General features: G+C 42.6%; 14 protein-coding genes. 12 read left to right on the forward strand and 2 right to left on the reverse strand.

All coding sequences use genetic code 11. The features are described from left to right. Positions 1–37: 37 nt before the first annotated feature. Entirely contained in the window at positions 38–1,714 is a 1,677-nt protein-coding gene (locus AC27EF_RS02975; protein WP_487108746.1) for a S8 family peptidase, read from the forward strand. Positions 1,715–1,902: 188 nt separating this feature from the next. Here the strand turns inward: AC27EF_RS02975 and AC27EF_RS02980 are convergent, their stop codons facing one another. Continuing rightward, positions 1,903–3,216, reverse strand: a complete 1,314-nt coding sequence (locus AC27EF_RS02980) for an oligosaccharide flippase family protein (protein ID WP_487108748.1) — start codon at positions 3,214–3,216, stop codon at positions 1,903–1,905. 137 nt (positions 3,217–3,353) lie between these two features. Here AC27EF_RS02980 and AC27EF_RS02985 point away from each other — a divergent pair, with 137 nt between their 5' ends. The 11 genes from AC27EF_RS02985 to AC27EF_RS03035 all read left to right on the forward strand — a co-directional run bounded on the left by AC27EF_RS02985 (position 3,354) and on the right by AC27EF_RS03035 (position 12,473). After that, complete coding sequence (locus AC27EF_RS02985) at positions 3,354–3,812, forward strand: RrF2 family transcriptional regulator (protein ID WP_487108749.1); 459 nt, start codon at positions 3,354–3,356, stop codon at positions 3,810–3,812. Between the two features lie 2 nt (positions 3,813–3,814). Further along, positions 3,815–4,999, forward strand: coding sequence for a cysteine desulfurase NifS (gene nifS, locus AC27EF_RS02990; RefSeq protein ID WP_487108750.1), 1,185 nt, complete (start codon positions 3,815–3,817; stop codon positions 4,997–4,999). A gap of 34 nt (positions 5,000–5,033) precedes the next feature. Next, positions 5,034–5,471, forward strand: a complete 438-nt coding sequence (nifU, locus tag AC27EF_RS02995) for a Fe-S cluster assembly scaffold protein NifU (RefSeq protein ID WP_487108752.1) — start codon at positions 5,034–5,036, stop codon at positions 5,469–5,471. Positions 5,472–5,480: 9 nt separating this feature from the next. Next, positions 5,481–6,566 (forward strand): tRNA 2-thiouridine(34) synthase MnmA, encoded by a 1,086-nt coding sequence (mnmA, locus tag AC27EF_RS03000; protein ID WP_487108753.1) that lies wholly within the window; start codon positions 5,481–5,483, stop codon positions 6,564–6,566. A 134-nt stretch (positions 6,567–6,700) separates the two neighbouring features. Beyond that, positions 6,701–7,573 carry a DUF368 domain-containing protein gene (locus AC27EF_RS03005; protein WP_487108754.1) on the forward strand — a complete coding sequence of 291 codons (873 nt, stop codon included), beginning with the start codon at positions 6,701–6,703 and terminating at the stop codon, positions 7,571–7,573. 108 nt (positions 7,574–7,681) lie between these two features. Beyond that, positions 7,682–8,362, forward strand: a complete 681-nt coding sequence (locus AC27EF_RS03010; protein ID WP_487108755.1) for a response regulator transcription factor — start codon at positions 7,682–7,684, stop codon at positions 8,360–8,362. Then, entirely contained in the window at positions 8,359–9,822 is a 1,464-nt protein-coding gene (locus AC27EF_RS03015) for a sensor histidine kinase (protein ID WP_487108756.1), read from the forward strand. The genes AC27EF_RS03010 and AC27EF_RS03015 overlap by 4 nt, the downstream gene beginning before the upstream one ends. A gap of 15 nt (positions 9,823–9,837) precedes the next feature. Beyond that, positions 9,838–10,611, forward strand: coding sequence for an SIR2 family NAD-dependent protein deacylase (locus tag AC27EF_RS03020; RefSeq protein WP_487108758.1), 774 nt, complete (start codon positions 9,838–9,840; stop codon positions 10,609–10,611). 19 nt (positions 10,612–10,630) lie between these two features. Continuing rightward, positions 10,631–11,236: an imidazole glycerol phosphate synthase subunit HisH gene (hisH, locus tag AC27EF_RS03025; RefSeq protein ID WP_487108760.1), complete on the forward strand. Its 606-nt coding sequence runs from the start codon at positions 10,631–10,633 to the stop codon at positions 11,234–11,236. A 12-nt stretch (positions 11,237–11,248) separates the two neighbouring features. Continuing rightward, on the forward strand, positions 11,249–12,010 hold the full coding sequence (gene hisF, locus AC27EF_RS03030) for an imidazole glycerol phosphate synthase subunit HisF (protein WP_487108761.1): 762 nt from the start codon (positions 11,249–11,251) through the stop codon (positions 12,008–12,010). A gap of 19 nt (positions 12,011–12,029) precedes the next feature. After that, a complete protein-coding gene (locus AC27EF_RS03035) occupies positions 12,030–12,473 on the forward strand; it encodes a C-GCAxxG-C-C family protein (protein ID WP_487108762.1) in 444 nt (147 codons plus the stop codon). 115 nt (positions 12,474–12,588) lie between these two features. Here AC27EF_RS03035 and AC27EF_RS03040 read toward each other — a convergent pair whose 3' ends face one another. After that, positions 12,589–16,806, reverse strand: coding sequence for an acyl-CoA dehydratase activase-related protein (locus AC27EF_RS03040; RefSeq protein ID WP_487108763.1), 4,218 nt, complete (start codon positions 16,804–16,806; stop codon positions 12,589–12,591). Positions 16,807–17,177: the final 371 nt, after the last annotated feature.

Genomic DNA, 17,177 nt, shown 5'->3' on the forward strand with positions numbered 1-17,177 from the left:
GACGGGCATATATTGTAAAAAAATCTGAGGTTTGTCAATGGATTGTAAGAATGCTGCCCGGGGAGATGAGTTTTTTGAGTTTATTGCGGATTACAGCGGTCTGATTGAGTATGTAAAAGAAGAATTTCGGACGGAATGTGTTATGCCGATCAACTCAAGATTTGCGATTGCCTACGTGCCGAAAAACGGTCAGGAACAGTTTCGGAGCGAGCGATACCAGTATAATTCTATCCCCAGATGCTTTGGGCTGATGGATGAATCTGTTATGGAAGATATCGGAGTGGCACAAGTGAGAAGAGCGAATTTAGATTTGTACGGAAATGGAGTTCTGGTTGGAATTGCCGATACGGGAATTGATTATCAGCATCCTGCGTTTCTTTATGCAGACGGCTCTACAAAAATTTATTCCATTTGGGATCAGACGGCAGAAACCGGTCAGGAAAATGCACCTTTTGATTACGGTACAGAATACACAAAAGAAGAGATTGAGGAGGCGTTAAATTCTCCCAGTCCTCTGGAGAAAGTACCTACAACAGATCGCTCCGGGCATGGAACTTTTTTATCGGGAATGATTGCGGGGAATGAGGATTTGAGTGCAGGTTTTTCGGGAATTGCACCCGGTGCAGAGCTTATTGTGGTGAAACTTCGGGAGGCAAAGGCATATCTGAAAGAATATTACTGTATGGCTCCGGAGAGTGAGGCATACGCAGAGACTGATCTGCTCCTTGCAATTCGCTATATTACGCAGACAGCCGAACGACTCCAGAAACCGTTGGTTCTATTCTTTGGAGTGGGAACCAGTCAGGGATCGCATCTTGGAACCGGACCGCTGGAGCAGTATCTTTCTATGATTGCGCCTTTGAAGGGGGCAGCCGTTGTGACGAGCGGGGGAAACGAGGGGCAGGCAAGACATCACTATGCCGGAGAAATTTCCGATGGAACAGCAAAAGCGGAAGTAAAAGTCGGAGGATCGGAGTATGGATTTACACTGGAACTTTGGGGACTTCCGCCAAATCGGTATTATGTGGATATTGAGTCGCCTTCCGGGCAGAAAACCGGGCGGATTGCAGGAGGAATCCGAGGACAAAGAGAAGTTTCGTTTCTTCTGGAACAAACAAACCTTGTCGTTGATTATTTTACTGTGGATACTTCAGCAGGGGCGCCGGTTGTCGTGATGCGGTTTCGCCACCCGGCAGAGGGAATCTGGAATATTTATATTAGCGATGATGGTATGGGGAACCGCCAATTTGATTTGTGGCTTCCGATTACGAATTTTTTATCAGAAGATACTTTTTTTCTGGAATCGACTCCTTATAATACGCTGACTTCACCGGGCAATACGGATCTGCTGATGTGTGCGGCAAATTATAATTCCAATAATAACAGTATTTTTATTGACAGCAGCCGTGGGTATCCAAGAAATACCATAAAGCCTGATTTTGCTGCTCCGGGAGTCGAGGTGCTGGGACCGCTTCCGAAAAATCGTTATGGGAGAAAAACAGGAACCAGTGTTTCCGGAGCGATTGCTGCGGGAATGTCAGCGTTGATGCTGGAATGGGGAAGTGTAAAAGGAAATGATCCGGAAATTAATACGACAAGAATTAAGAATTATTTTATTCGAGGAGCAAGAAGAGAACCGGATCGCGTGTATCCTAATCGAGAGTGGGGATATGGAGCTTTGGATCTTTACGAGACGTTTCTAAAAATCAGATAGCAATCCGTTTTAAAACAGGAACGATAAGGCAAATACTTCTCGTTCCTGTCTTTTTGTGATAGCGATGAGTCAAAGTCCGGGCTTGCCCGAGACCCTGACGGCCGCTTACAATCCCGGAATTTGCCTTTTGGCACTTCCGATGATCTGTTAAAATATTTTAGAGATGTGCGTCTGCAAAGAGACGTTTTTTACTTTGTCTGTTCCAGGCTTTTTTTCAAATGGCGAAGATTCATTGTGACAAGAAAAATGGCGCTTGCCATCAGTCCCCATATATAACCGATCATTCCTTTTGTCGGAATGAAAAACAGGATAAACAAAATTTGTATCGTGAGTGAGATACTATTGTGAAGCAGAGTGGTTTTTGTTTTTCCTAATCCGTTTAAAATGCTGGAGAGCGTTCCGGAGAGATATAAAAACGGGCATAGGAAGGACAGGGAGCGCAGATAATTTCCACAAAGGACACTATGAAAAACCGTTGTCCCGATCCACGGACCAAACGTAAAGAAACAAAAGAACCCTGCAATGCCGAGAAATACACAAAAAAGAATCGGATATTTTGAAGAACGGTGCAGTGCGTGCAAATTTCCGGATGCCTTTGCAGCAGAAACCTTTGGGAGAAGCATCACAGACAAGGAGCCGGTAATGGTGGACGGAAATAGAAGAAAGGGCAGTGCCATTCCTGTCATTATGCCGTAAATTTCAATGGACTGATGCTGATTTCCGTAAAAGCGGGTTAGCATCATGGGAATGAGAATGTTCTCAAGGCTCTGAAGCAGCGTGACAGAGAGTGTATTTAAAGTCAGCGGGATGCCCAGAGATAAAAGTTCTTTCAGCAGAGAATGGGCAGCGGCGGCAGATGTTTGTGTTTGTGTGTGATGATAAAAGTAGAAAAACAAAGTAAAGAAAAATGAGATGATTTCGCCGATAACCATTCCCAGAACCGCAATCATAGCTGCGGAGGGCAGATTTTGAAAAAAGGTAACGGAAATCAAAAAAATACTGAGAACTCTCGAAATTTGTTCAACGCAAAGAGAGACGGCAGGAAGTCCCGAATTGCCCATTCCAAGGGAATAACTGTGAATACAGGCTTTGATTCCTACAAACGGAAGAGCGCAGACGGCAATTTTAAGGCATGGAATGCAGTCGGAGTCCTTTAAGAATGTCAGACAAATGTAATCGGCAAAGAAAAAAACAGCCATGGAAAAACAAAGAGATAGAATGAGGGTAAAGCAAATTCCGATTTTTAAAATTTTTCTTGCATCTGCCTCAGCTCCCTGTGCCTTTTTGGAAGCAATAATATTAGAAAGGGCAGACTGAAATCCCTGAAAGCAGAAGGAAAAGCCCAGAAGATAAATTGGGAAAATTAACTGATAAACTCCCATTTGATGTGCACCAATGAGACCTGCCAAAAATATTCTATTATAGAAGCCGATCAGACGGGAAAATAGATTTGCAGCGGTTAATATTAAAGTTCCCTGAATAAAGGGGCTTGCCTTTTTCATAAACAATACCTGTTGTGCTTTTTTTTATTGTATGAAAATAAAAAATGAGATATTACAAATTTAGTTGACAGAAAAAAGGGGGAGTGTTAAGATAAGAACATAAATCCGAGCTTAATAGTCGGAATTGAGGTGATAGAATGAAGTTATCGACAAAAGGACGTTACGGACTGAGGGCTTTGGTGGATCTGGCTGTTTACAGTGAAGACAAACCGGTGTCCATCAGTTCCATTGCAAAACGTCAGAAAATCTCGATCAGATATTTAGAGCAGCTTTTACCGAAATTGAAGAAGGCAGGTATGATTCAAAGTGTTCGGGGAGCTCAGGGAGGATATCTTCTGGCAGCAGATCCGGAAACCATTTCCGTTGGAGACATTTTAAGAGCGCTGGAAGGCGATTTGACGCCGGTAGACTGTGCAGCGTTTACAGGTGAGAATAAAACCTGCAGCGGGGAGAAATTTTGTGTAACAAAAACTGTCTGGAAGAAAATTGATGAGAGCATTCGCAATACTGTTGATTCCATTACCTTAAAAGAATTAATGGAAGAATCCAAAAAGATACATAATAAATATCATGAAGCAGAAAGGCAGGAATTATAATTATGGGAAAAGTAATTTACTTAGATCATGCGGCCACAACGGCGGCAAGACCGGAAGTTGTAGAAGCAATGCTTCCGTATTTTACAGAAAATTTCTGGAATCCATCCAGTGTGTATACGCCGGCTCTTGAAAACCGAAAAGCTGTAGACGAAGCCAGAGACGTCATTGCAAAATCTCTTGGAACCGAACGTCCTAATATTTATTTTACGGCAGGCGGATCAGAATCCGATAACTGGGCGTTAAAAGCTGCGGCTGAGGCTTATGAAAACAAGGGCCGACATATTATTACAAGTAAAATTGAACATCATGCGGTTCTTCATACTTGTGAGTATCTGGAAAAGAAAGGATTTGAGATTTCCTACATTGATGTCGATGAGAAAGGAATTTTAAATTTAGATCAGCTAAAAGCGGAAATTCGTCCAGATACAATTTTAATTTCTGTGATGTTTGCAAATAATGAAATCGGAACCATTCAACCGATTAAAGAAATCGGAGAGATTGCAAAAGAACATGATATCATTTTTCATACAGATGCAGTGCAGGCGTATGGTCAGCTTCCGATTGATGTCGATGAGTATCATATTGATATGCTCAGCGCCAGTGGGCATAAACTAAACGGACCAAAGGGAATCGGATTTTTATATATCCGCAAGGGGTTAAAGCTGCGTTCTTTTGTACATGGCGGGGCGCAGGAGCGAAAGCGTCGTGCAGGTACAGAAAATGTCACTGGAATTGTAGGCCTTGGAAAAGCGGTGGAAATTGCTCTTGATACAATGAAGGAGCGTACGGCAAAAGAAATTGAGGTTCGGGATTATGCCATTGAGAGGATTCTTGCAGAAGTTCCATATTGCCGATTAAACGGAGATGCCAGGAACAGACTTCCCAACAATATTAATATAAGCTTTCAGTTTATTGAGGGAGAATCCCTGCTGATTATGCTGGATATGGCGGGAATCTGTGCGTCCAGCGGATCTGCATGTACCTCTGGTTCTTTAGATCCGTCCCATGTTCTTCTTGCAATTGGGCTTCCTCATGAGATTGCCCACGGTTCACTGCGCATGACTCTGGGAGAAGAAACAACCAAGGAAGATATGGATTATGTGATAGAAAAAATAAAAGAAATTGTGGAGAAATTAAGAACAATGTCTCCTCTCTACGAAGATTTCGTAAAGAAGAGCCGAGGATAAGAACGAAGATTGATAGAATTAGGAGGAATTCACAATGTACAGTGAAAAAGTAATGGACCATTTTGAGCATCCGAGAAACGTAGGAGAGATTGAAAATGCCAGCGGTGTTGGAACCGTTGGAAATGCAAAGTGCGGAGATATTATGAGAATCTATCTGGACATCAGTGAGGATGGAGTTATCAATGATGTGAAATTTAAGACCTTCGGCTGCGGTGCAGCTGTAGCAACCAGCAGTATGGCAACAGAGCTGGTGAAAGGAAAAACGGTAAAAGAAGCTCTGGAGGTTACCAATAAAGCGGTGCTGGAGGCTTTAGACGGGCTTCCTCCGGTGAAAGTGCATTGTTCGCTTTTGGCAGAAGAGGCAATTCATGCGGCGCTGTGGGATTATGCTGAGAAAAAGGGAATTATAATCGAAGGGTTGGAAAAGCCTAAATCTGATATTGGCGAAGAGGAAGAAGAGGAAGAGTATTAGGAGGAGAATGTGAAAGAGAAAGTCGTGGTTGGTATGTCAGGGGGAGTGGATTCATCGGTTGCAGCCTACCTGCTGAAAGAGCAAGGTTATGATGTAATCGGTGTAACGATGCAGATCTGGCAGGAAGAAGAGAGGGAAGTGGAAGAAGAAAATGGAGGATGCTGCGGACTGTCAGCGGTGGAGGATGCCCGGCATGTGGCACAGACGTTAGGAATTCCTCATTATGTTATGAACTTCCGCAAAGAATTTAAAGAAAAAGTCATTGATTATTTTTGTGAGGAATATTTACATGCCAGAACCCCCAATCCATGCATTGCATGCAACCGATATATCAAATGGGAATCTCTTTTGAAACGATGCCTGGATATCGGAGCAGACTATATTGCCACGGGTCATTATTCACAAATTGAGCAACTGGAAACAGGGCGTTACGCGCTGAAAAAATCAAAAACCTTGAAAAAAGATCAGACGTATGCTCTCTATAATTTAACACAAAATCAATTATCCAGGACGCTGATGCCGGTTGGACAGTATTCCAAGGACGAAATCCGAAAAATTGCAGAGGATCTGGGACTTTTGGTAGCGAACAAACCGGACAGTCAGGATATTTGCTTCATTGATCATGATTATGGTCAGTTTATTGAGAAAATGACAGGAATGGAGATTCCTACAGGAAATTTTGTGGATCCTGAGGGAAAGATTTTGGGAAAACATAAGGGAATTATCTATTATACGGTCGGGCAGCGCAGAGGGCTTGGATTGTCTTTGAAGGCGCCGGGCTATGTCATAGGCGTCAACGAGTCTTCCAACGAGGTGGTTGTAGGCAGCAAAGAGCAGCTGTTGTCAAATGTCTTATACGGAAATCAGGTGAATTGTATGTCTGTGCCGGAATTTCATGAGGGAATGAGACTTCGGGCAAAGATTCGTTACAATAGCCCGGAAGTTTTGTGCAGAGTATACAAGGCGGGGGAAGATCAGATCAAGGTTGTATTTGAAGAGCCTCAGAGAGCAATTACACCGGGACAGGCTGTTGTATTTTATGACGGTGATTTTGTAGCAGGCGGAGCAACGATTCTGAAATCAGGAAATGAATAGGGGAAAGCAGCCTCGATGTACAAAAAAAGAAAACCAGATTCTTTATTTCGATCTTTTCGGGAAGAAAGAGATATGTTACAATAAATTCTGTTTGCTGCAGACAGTGTAATCGAAAAAATAGGAGAAGAGGTACTATGCTGAATTTTATACGAGGTTTTTGTATGGCATTGGCGGATAGTGTTCCGGGTGTTTCAGGGGGAACAATTGCATTTTTGCTGGGATTTTATGATAGGTTTATTACATCTCTGGATCATTTGATGTCAGGAACAAAAGACCAGCGAATTGAAGCAATTAAATTTTTACTGCGTATCGGTGTTGGTTGGATTGTTGGAATGGGAGCAGCAGTTTCTGTTCTTGCCAGTATTTTTGATCAGAGGATTTATGAAATCAGTTCCCTGTTTCTGGGACTTATTATTTTTGCGATTCCGATGATCTGGAAGGAAGAAAAAGATGCTTTGAAGGGGAATTATCAGAATATTCCGTGGGCAGTTCTTGGAGTTGTTTTAGTTGCCGCAATTACTTTCTTTAATCCGGTTTCCGGAAAGGGAGTGAACATCAGCGTAGAGCATTTAAATCTAACTCTGGTTCTGTATATTTTTGTGGTTGCTATGATTGCGATTTCCGCGATGGTTCTTCCTGGAATTTCAGGATCTACGATGCTTTTGATTTTTGGACTCTATGTACCGATTATCTCAGCATTAAAAGAAGTCATCCATCTTAATTTTTCTTATCTTCCGGTTGTGGTGATTTTTGGATTGGGCGTGCTCGCTGGGATTGCAGTTGTCATTAAGACCATTCGGAGGGCTTTGGAGCAGCATCGTTCTCGGATGATTTATTTTATCATCGGGATGATGATCGGGTCCTTGTATGCTATTATCATGGGACCGACAACTTTAGAACATGCCAAGGCGGCGATGAGTGTTCAGACGTTCCATCCGATTTTTTTCCTGATAGGAATTGTCATTTTATTTGGTTTGGAAAAAGTCAAATCCATCTCTGAAAAATAAAAATTGCAGAAGCAAGAACCTGTTAGATTTTTTGAGTCTTCCAGGTTCTTTTTCACATTTCTTACATATTCCTGTGATAAAATAGAAAAAACAGGAGGAATTCGCACGATGAGTGATTTGAAAATATTAGTTGTAGATGACGAGAGCAGAATGAGAAAGCTGGTAAAAGACTTTTTAGTGAGATCAGGATATCAGGTGTTGGAAGCTGCGGACGGAGAGGAGGCAGTGGATGTTTTCTTTTCGACGAAGGGAATTGATTTGCTGATTCTGGATGTGATGATGCCGAAGATGGATGGATGGGAAGTGGTCAAGGAGATTCGCAAAATTTCTTCCGTACCGATCATTATGTTGACGGCAAAAGATCAGGAACAGGACGAACTTCTGGGATTTGAACTGGGCGTAGACGAATATGTCTCAAAGCCGTTCAGCCCTAAAATTCTTGTGGCAAGAGTGGAGGCGATTCTTCGCAGAACCGTACAAAGTGAAGGTGAGTCCATGGAGGCTGGAGGAATCCTGATGGACGTAGGAGGTCATCACGTTTCGATTGGCGGCAAAAGTATTAATTTAAGCTACAAAGAATTTGAACTGCTGCAATATTTTATGTCCAATCAGGGGAAGGCACTGACCAGAGAGAGCATTTTGAATCAAGTATGGAATTATGATTATTTTGGAGATGCAAGAACCATTGACACTCATGTAAAGAAGCTGAGAAGTAAACTGGGAGAGAAAGGGTCCTATATTCATACGATTTGGGGTATGGGGTATAAATTTGAGGTTGACGGGAATTGAAAAAGAAATTTTTGAAAAATCAATCTATCAAAACAAAGATGACACTGATGCTGATTGTCATTATGACGTCTGTGATCCTTCTTTCTGTGCTGATTAATTTTACGATGCTGAAATCTTATTATATTATGAAAGAGAAGAAAAGTATTCGGGAGTCTTACCAAAAAATACAATGCATTTTTGAAAAGGATACGGTGCGCAAGTCGGATATTGACATGGTGGCGAAAAACTTCGATTACAGAATTTTAATCAATGATCCTTCCGGGCAGATTGTATATAGTTCCGAGGGAGAAAAGAGCATGATGTATCGGAGTCTTTGGAATATTCTCAAGGATAATATTGATAAGATCAGCAATCAGATCAATGCCCGGGGATATGCGGTGATGATTAACACCAATAAAAATATGGGAACCAGCATTAATCTGATGGGGTATCTGGATGGACAGTATACGGTAATTATCAGCACTCCGATGGAGAGTATTCAGACCAGTGCAAAGCTATCGGGACAATTTACATTATATGTGGGGCTGATTTTAATTGCAGGCGGGGCTGTGGCAATGTATCTGTACAGCAAGCGTTTTACAAAACCGATTGAAGAGATGGCGAAAGCGGCAAAACAGATGTCCAATTTAGATTTTGATGTGAAGGTGAATGATATCAGCAGAGATGAGCTGGGCAGACTTGGGAACAGCATCAACGAATTATCTTCCAGACTGGAACAGACCATATCGGAATTAAAAACGGCAAATAATGAACTGCAAAAGGATATTGAACAAAAAGTTCAGATTGATGAAATGCGAAAAGAATTTTTATCTCATGTATCGCATGAATTGAAAACGCCGATTGCTCTGATTCAGGGATATTCGGAGGGATTGCGGGATAATATTTTTGATGATGATGAAAGCAAAGAGTTTTATTGTGATGTCATTACAGATGAAGCGAAAAAGATGAACCGGATGGTGCAGAAACTCTTAACGTTAAATCAGATTGAGTTCGGCAGCAATCAGGTGGAGATGGAACGATTTGATATTACGGAACTGATTCAGAACATGGTGGATGCCAATAAAATCTTGTTGGAAAAAGAAGGCGTGGAAATTTTGTTTGAGGAACCTTCTGTTCATGTTTGGGCGGACGAATTTATGATCGAAGAAGTTGTCAGCAATTATTTGAGCAATGCGCGCAATCATGTCAGTGAGAATGGCAGAATTGAAGTCCGCTACTGCCAGCATGGAGGAAATCTGCGGGTCAAAGTGTTTAATACAGGAAAACATATTCCGCAGGAGGATATTGATAAATTGTGGGTGAAGTTTTATAAGGTTGATAAGGCAAGAACGAGAGAGTATGGCGGAAGCGGCATCGGTTTATCCATTGTAGAAGCGACGATGAGAGCCCATGGCAGAGACTATGGCGTGGCAAATGTAGACCATGGAGTGGAGTTTTATTTCGAGGTAGAAATGGCATAGGAAAAGGATGAAAAAATGATAAAAGATTTTAAGACACAGATAAAAGAAGCAGATTTGGTATTGGTAGGAATCGGGAGGGAGCTTTGTGCCGACAGACTGATTGATTTTGGAAAGGAGATAAAGAATCCGGGATATCAGGCGCTGATTGGAAAAGAAGATGCAGATTCTGTCTGGATGCGTACGGTGTATGAAAGGGAATTTTTGTATTCTATGGGAGAGGCAGATCAGTTCAGAGAACTGGAGCAGGTGTTGGATGGAACAGAATATTTTATTGTGACCAGTAATGATGATGGACTGCTCTATCATACGAAGTTGAAAAAAGATCATATAACAGCGCCCTGCGGGAACGGAGATTTTTTTCAATGCAGTCAGCCGTGTGAGGAACAGCTGTATCCGGCTCATCTGGGATTAAACGATTTGATTTCTCACTATGAGGAATGCGGGGAGATTGAACACCTGGAGTGTCCCAAATGTGGAGAGCGACTGATTTTCAATGTCCGTACAGAAGAAACAAAATCAGTTTATCTGGAGGGCGCCTATCTAAATTCCTGGGCGAATTATACAAAATGGCTGCAAAATACTTTAAATAAAAAGCTTTTTATATTAGAATTAGGAGAAGGGTTTGAAACACCAAGCCTGTTTCGGTGGCCATTTGAGAAAATGGCATTCTACAATGAGAAAGCATCCTTTGTGAGAGTACATCACTCTCTTTATCAAATTGGGAAGGAGCTGAAGAAGAAGGGAATTGCCATTCCGATGGACAGTCGTGAATTTTTGGGCATACATTAGGAAGAGAGGAGACGTTTCATTGATAGCAATTATTGATTATGATGCGGGAAATATAAAAAGTGTGGAAAAAGCGCTCCATTTTTTAGGAGAGGAAACAAGAGTCACAAGAGATCGTGACGAAATCCTTGGAAGTGATAAGGTGATTCTTCCGGGAGTCGGGGCTTTTGGAGATGCTATGGAAAAGATCCGAAGCTTCGGACTGGAGGATACGATTTACACAGTGGCAGAGAAAGAGATTCCGTTTCTGGGAATTTGCCTGGGGCTTCAATTGATGTTTGAAGAAAGCGATGAGGCGCCGGGAGTTTCCGGTCTGGGGCTTTTAAAAGGGAAGATTCTGCGAATTCCAAAGACCGGAGATCTGAAAATTCCTCATATGGGCTGGAATAGTCTTAAGACAAAGAAAGATTCTCGGCTGTTTCAGGGAATGACAGAGCATCCATACGTTTATTTTGTACATTCCTATTATTTGAAGGCAGAAGATCCGGGGATTGTTGCGGCGACCACCCAGTATGGAGTAGATATTGATGCATCGGTGGAGAAGGGAAATATATTTGCCTGTCAATTCCATCCGGAAAAGAGCGGTACCGTCGGACTGCAAATACTTCAAAATTTTATTTCATTATAGGGAGGGATGGACATGCATACAAAGAGAATTATTCCATGTCTGGATGTAAAAGGCGGACGAGTTGTAAAGGGCGTAAATTTTGTAAATTTGATAGATGCCGGAGATCCGGTTGCCGTTGGTGCAGCCTATGATCAGGCAGGCGCGGATGAATTGGTATTTCTGGATATTACAGCGTCATCCGATGCAAGAAACATTATGATTGATATGGTAAGAAAGGTTGCGGAGACTGTATTCATTCCTTTTACGGTAGGCGGCGGAATCCGTACAGTGGAGGACTTCAAAGCAATTCTAAGGGAAGGCGCGGATAAGATTTCGATTAATTCTTCTGCAATCAATACGCCGAATCTTATTAATGAGGCTGCAGATAAATTTGGAAGTCAATGTGTGGTTGTGGCAATTGACGCTAAGAAAAGAACCGACGCAGCCGGCTGGAATGTATATAAAAACGGAGGAAGAATTGATGTCGGTCTGGATGCCGTGGAATGGGCAATGGAGGCAGAGCGCCGTGGCGCCGGAGAAATTTTACTGACAAGCATGGATTGTGATGGGACAAAAACAGGATATGATAATGAGCTGACGCGGATCATAGCGGAAAATGTAGATATCCCGGTCATTGCATCGGGAGGAGCAGGGACAAAGGAACATTTCTATGATACCCTGACGGAAGGAAAAGCAGATGCGGCATTGGCAGCCTCTTTGTTTCACTTTAATGAATTAAAAATCTCTGATCTGAAAGATTATCTGGCAAAGCGGGGACTCAGTGTTCGACGATAATAGGAGGAAGTGTGTTTCGATGCAGCTGACGAAGGAGGACAAAGAAATGAATGCAAAAGCAAAAAAAGCAGAAGAAAATCATAAAAAAGGCTATAATTGTGCACAGGCAGTGGCATGTGCATTTTGTCAGGAAGCGGGCATTGATGAGGAGACGATGTTTAAGCTGACAGAAGGTCACGGACTTGGAATGGGAGGAATGGAAGGGACCTGTGGGGCAATCACAGGCGCTGTGGCTGTTTTGGGAGCCAAAAACAGCAGCGGAAATTTACAGAAGCCCAACTCAAAGGCAAATACATATCAGCAATCAAGAGAGCTGGTTCAACGTTTTAAGGAAAAAAATCAAGCGACGGTTTGTAAAGATCTAAAGGGCGTTGAAACAGGAAATATGTTAAGAGCCTGTTCGGATTGCGTAAAGGATGCTGCAATGCTGCTGGATGATATTTTGAATCGAGCAGAAAAATAAAACATGGCGTTTACGGAAGCAAAAAAGGCGCCGGGTGAAGATGTGAAAAGCAGATCAAGTTCCGCATGATTGCGGAATTTGATCTGCTTTGCTGTGTTTTGCGATAGGAAAGCTCTTAAGAATTTAAGTTTTTCTCTGCTGCGGAGAGCATTAGTTTGATTCGGTTGATCTGGTTAACTTCGCTGGCACCCGGATCATAGTCGATGGCAACGATGTTTGCCTCCGGGAAGGATTGACGAAGTTCTTTGATGACGCCTTTTCCGACCACATGATTCGGCAGGCAGGCAAAAGGTTGAGTACAAACGATATTCGGAGCTCCGCTGTGAATCAGTTCAATCATTTCACCGGTCAGGAACCATCCTTCACCGGTTTGGTTTCCGATGGAAACAAATGGTTTGGCGTAAGCTGCCAGATCTTTAATGTATGCAGGCGGCTCGAAGCGCCGGCTTTTGGCAAGCTCTTTTCGCAATGTCTGGCGATAACGCTCTACAATCCAAATTGCGGAATTGCTGATCATCGCAGATTTTTTGGATTTCCCAAGATAACGATACTTAAAGTTGCTGTTGTAGAAACTATACATAAAGAAATCTAACAAATCCGGTACAACAGCTTCAGCGCCTTCACGTTCCAACAATTCCACCAGATGATTGTTGGCATCGGGAAGGAATTTGACAAGAATTTCTCCAACAATTCCAACACGAGGTTTTTTAATATTTTTTAACGGAATCCGGTCAAAGTCCCGAATAATTCCCCGAATGTTTTTCTGGAAGGTAAAGAAATTACCGTTGGCAACGTCACGACGGCACTTGGCAGCCCATTGCCGATGAAGTTTATTAACGGAGCCCGGTTTTGCCTCGTAAGGTCTGGTTTTGTAGACAACTCTCATAAAAACATCTCCGTATATTACGGCTTGAACTGCACGGTTGAGCAGTCCAGGGGTAAAGGAAAATCCGCTGTTTTTTTCGATTCCCTGTGCGCTGAGTCCTACCACAGGAATATGTCCGTAACCTGCTTTTTCCAGAGCACGGCGGATAAAGCTGATATAGTTGGTTGCCCGGCATCCGCCGCCGGTCTGAGAGATAACCAGGGCAATTTTGTCAGTATCATACTTCCCGGATAATAAAGCGTTCATAAGCTGTCCGATGACAATCAAAGACGGATAACAAGCATCGTTGTTTACATATTTTAAACCGGTGTTTACATCATTCATGCCGCCCTGTTTTAGAACTTTTACGTTATATCCGCATGCCTTTAAAGCCGGCTCTAAGAATTCAAAATGAATCGGAGACATTTGCGGTACAAGAAGAGTATAATCTTTTCGCATCTCTTTGGTAAATTCCACACGTTTGATTGCAGCAGATACCGGTTTTGGCTCAATGCGGTGTTTTTTGCGGACACGAACCGCACTGATAAGAGAGCGGATTCGGATTCTGGCAGCACCTAAATTGTTAACCTCATCAATTTTTAAGACCGTATAAATACGACCGGATTTTGTTAGAATATCCTTAACAGTGTCTGTTGTAACTGCATCCAGACCGCAGCCGAAGGAGTTCAGCTGAATAACCTCCAGTTGTTTATTTGATTTTGCATAGTTTGCGGCGGCATATAATCTGGAATGATACATCCATTGATCCTGTACATTTAACGGACGTTCTACTTTTGATAAATGGGAAATGGAGTCTTCTGTTAAAACGGCAATGCCATAGGAATTAATTAATTCTGGAATGCCATGATGGATTTCGGGATCAATGTGGTAAGGGCGTCCGCATAAAACAATACCAGTTCTGCCGGTTTCGGCAAGATATGCCAAAACCTCCTCCCCCTTGTTTTGAATATCCGTGCGAACTTGATCCAGTTCCTCGTAAGCTAAAGTAACTGCGCGCTCAACTTCTTCCAAAGAAAGAGAATAAGATTCTTTCAATTCTTCAAATAAACGTGATTTTAAGGCTTCTTCATTATCCAATGCGAGGAATGGATTCATAAAATGAATGTTTTCAGTGGAAAGTTCTTCCATATTATTTTTGATATTCTCCGCATAGGAGGTGACGATTGGGCAATTATAGTGATTATTCGCGCCCTCTGTTTCGTTTCGTTCATATGGGATGCACGGATAAAAAATATCTTTGATCCCCTGCTGAATCAGCCACATAACATGTCCGTGCGCAAGCTTTGCCGGATAGCACTCGGATTCGCTTGGAATAGATTCGATTCCGAGTTCATAGATCTTGCGGGAAGATTCCGGTGAAACGATTACCCGAAATCCCAGTTCTGTAAAAAAGGTATGCCAGAACGGGTAATTTTCGTAAATATTCAGCACTCTCGGAATTCCGATGACACCGCGGGAAGCTTCCTTTTCGGGAAGCGGCTCATAATCAAAAGTGCGGTGAAGCTTATAATCATATAAATTTGGAATATTTTCTTCGTTGGGTTCTTTTCCAATTCCACGTTCGCAGCGATTTCCGGTAATATAGCGGCGTCCATTGGAAAATTTGTTGATTGTCAGAAGACAATGGTTGGTACATCCTTTGCATCGTGTCATGGAAGTATCTACGCTCATGGCAAAAATTTCTTCCAGAGGAAGCATCGAAGTTTCCATCCCCTTTTCATAGCGTTCTCTGGCAATCAGCGCTGAACCAAATGCTCCCATAATCCCGGCAATATCGGGACGGACTGCATGACATCCGGAGATGCGCTCAAAGCTGCGAAGGACCGCATCGTTATAAAAGGTACCGCCCTGTACGACAATGTGCTTTCCAAGGTCAGATGCATCGGTAAGTTTAATGACTTTATATAAAGCATTTTTGATGACAGAGTAAGCAAGGCCGGCGGAAATATCACCGACACCTGCGCCCTCTTTTTGTGCCTGCTTTACCTTGGAGTTCATAAAGACTGTACAGCGGGAACCAAGATCAATTGGATGTTTTGCTGTCAGGGCAACTTTTGCAAACTCCTCCACAGAGTGATTCAAAGATTTGGCAAAGGTTTCAATAAAGGAACCGCAGCCGGAAGAGCATGCTTCGTTTAGCTGCACATCATCTACGACGCCATTTTTAATGCGAATGCACTTCATATCCTGTCCGCCGATATCCAAAATACAGTCCACCTCCGGATCAAAAAAGGCTGCCGCATAATAATGTGCAATGGTCTCCACCTCGCCAAAATCCAGATTGAGGGCGGCTTTGATCAAATGTTCCCCATATCCGGTGGAACAAGAAGATACGATGTGGGCAGTGCCCGGCATTTTGGCATCGATTTCGTGAAGCGCTTCAATTACCGCGTGAAGAGGACTTCCGTTATTGTTATTATAATAACTATAGAGAAGCTCTCCGCCTTCACCGGCTAAAGCAACTTTGGTTGTGGTGGAACCGGCGTCAATTCCCAGATAACAATTGCCCTGATATGTAGCTAAATCCCCCCGTTTGACCACGTGGCGGTTATGTTCTTTGACAAAATTTTTATATTCCTGCTCGCTGCCAAACAGAGGCTCCAGACGATCGACTTCCTGCTGAAGCTGAATTTTTTTCTCAAATTGATTTAAGAGGTGTTCAAAATCTGTTGAGATTTCCTCTCTGGCATTGAGAGCTGCTCCCACAGCCGCAAATAAATGGGAGTGGACAGGGGCTATAATTTCCTCATCTTTCAAATTCAGCGTGCGAATAAACGCATTTTTAAGCTCTGTCAGAAAGTGAAGGGGACCGCCCAGAAAGGCAACATTTCCGCGGATTGGCTTTCCGCATGCAAGACCGCTGATGGTCTGGTTGACTACAGCCTGAAAGATGGAAGCCGCAAGGTTTGGTTTGGTAGCTCCCTCATTAATCAATGGCTGAATGTCTGTTTTTGCAAATACGCCGCAGCGCGCGGCAATTGGGTAAATGGTGTCATAGCTTTTGGCGTATTCGTTTAAACCGGCGGCATCGGTCTGGAGAAGGGAGGCCATCTGGTCGATAAACGAACCAGTTCCTCCGGCACATACACCGTTCATTCTCTGATCGATTCCGTGGGTAAAGTAGATAATTTTTGCATCTTCACCGCCAAGTTCAATGGCGACATCTGTGTGGGGTGCGTAGTCCTGCAGGGCAGTGGATACGCAGACGACCTCCTGGCAAAACGGAATCTCTAAATAAGAGGAGATAGAAAGTCCGCCTGAGCCGGTAACGGTTGGAGCAAAAATGGTTTCTCCAATCTGATCCCTGGCTTTTTGTAATAAGGAAGCCAGAGTTTCCTGAATTTTTGCAAAATGTCTTTGATAGTCGGAGAAAAGTATATTATGTTGTTCGTCAATAACAGCAACTTTCACTGTTGTTGAACCGATATCAATTCCTAATCGTTTCATCTTCTCGTATACCTGCTTTCTTTCAAGGTTGCAAATTATCTATTATGGTATTTTACAAAAATACCGTAACATTATATTTATTATAAACATTCTGGACATAATTGCAAATGGAATCTTTTTATTTTAACGGAAAAATTACCTATAAAACATTTCAATGCAGGGTCTGTTTTTCGCATAAAACCGCAAATACATTATAATCCTTCTGCAAATGTGACATTATAATTAATAACTATTACTATTGTTGAAAGGGGAGCGGATATGAAAAAATTTGTATGTTCTGTATGCGGTTATGTTCATATGGGGAAGAAAGTCTGCGGTACTGTGAATTCACCAGTGTCCAAGAGGGTATAAAATTAAGAAAAACGGAAACA

The sequence above is a fragment of the Anaerostipes stercorihominis genome, from assembly GCF_057535655.1.

Excerpts from the sequence above, each read along its gene's own strand:
- AC27EF_RS02975 (WP_487108746.1), top strand. The coding sequence starts at position 38 with ATGGATTGTAAGAATGCTGCCCGGGGAGATGAGTTTTTTGAGTTTATT.
- AC27EF_RS02980 (WP_487108748.1), bottom strand. The coding sequence starts at position 3,216 with ATGAAAAAGGCAAGCCCCTTTATTCAGGGAACTTTAATATTAACCGCT.
- AC27EF_RS02985 (WP_487108749.1), top strand. The coding sequence starts at position 3,354 with ATGAAGTTATCGACAAAAGGACGTTACGGACTGAGGGCTTTGGTGGAT.
- nifS (WP_487108750.1), top strand. The coding sequence starts at position 3,815 with ATGGGAAAAGTAATTTACTTAGATCATGCGGCCACAACGGCGGCAAGA.
- nifU (WP_487108752.1), top strand. The coding sequence starts at position 5,034 with ATGTACAGTGAAAAAGTAATGGACCATTTTGAGCATCCGAGAAACGTA.
- AC27EF_RS03005 (WP_487108754.1), top strand. The coding sequence starts at position 6,701 with ATGCTGAATTTTATACGAGGTTTTTGTATGGCATTGGCGGATAGTGTT.
- AC27EF_RS03010 (WP_487108755.1), top strand. The coding sequence starts at position 7,682 with ATGAGTGATTTGAAAATATTAGTTGTAGATGACGAGAGCAGAATGAGA.
- AC27EF_RS03020 (WP_487108758.1), top strand. The coding sequence starts at position 9,838 with ATGATAAAAGATTTTAAGACACAGATAAAAGAAGCAGATTTGGTATTG.
- hisF (WP_487108761.1), top strand. The coding sequence starts at position 11,249 with ATGCATACAAAGAGAATTATTCCATGTCTGGATGTAAAAGGCGGACGA.
- AC27EF_RS03035 (WP_487108762.1), top strand. The coding sequence starts at position 12,030 with ATGCAGCTGACGAAGGAGGACAAAGAAATGAATGCAAAAGCAAAAAAA.
- AC27EF_RS03040 (WP_487108763.1), bottom strand. The coding sequence starts at position 16,806 with ATGAAACGATTAGGAATTGATATCGGTTCAACAACAGTGAAAGTTGCT.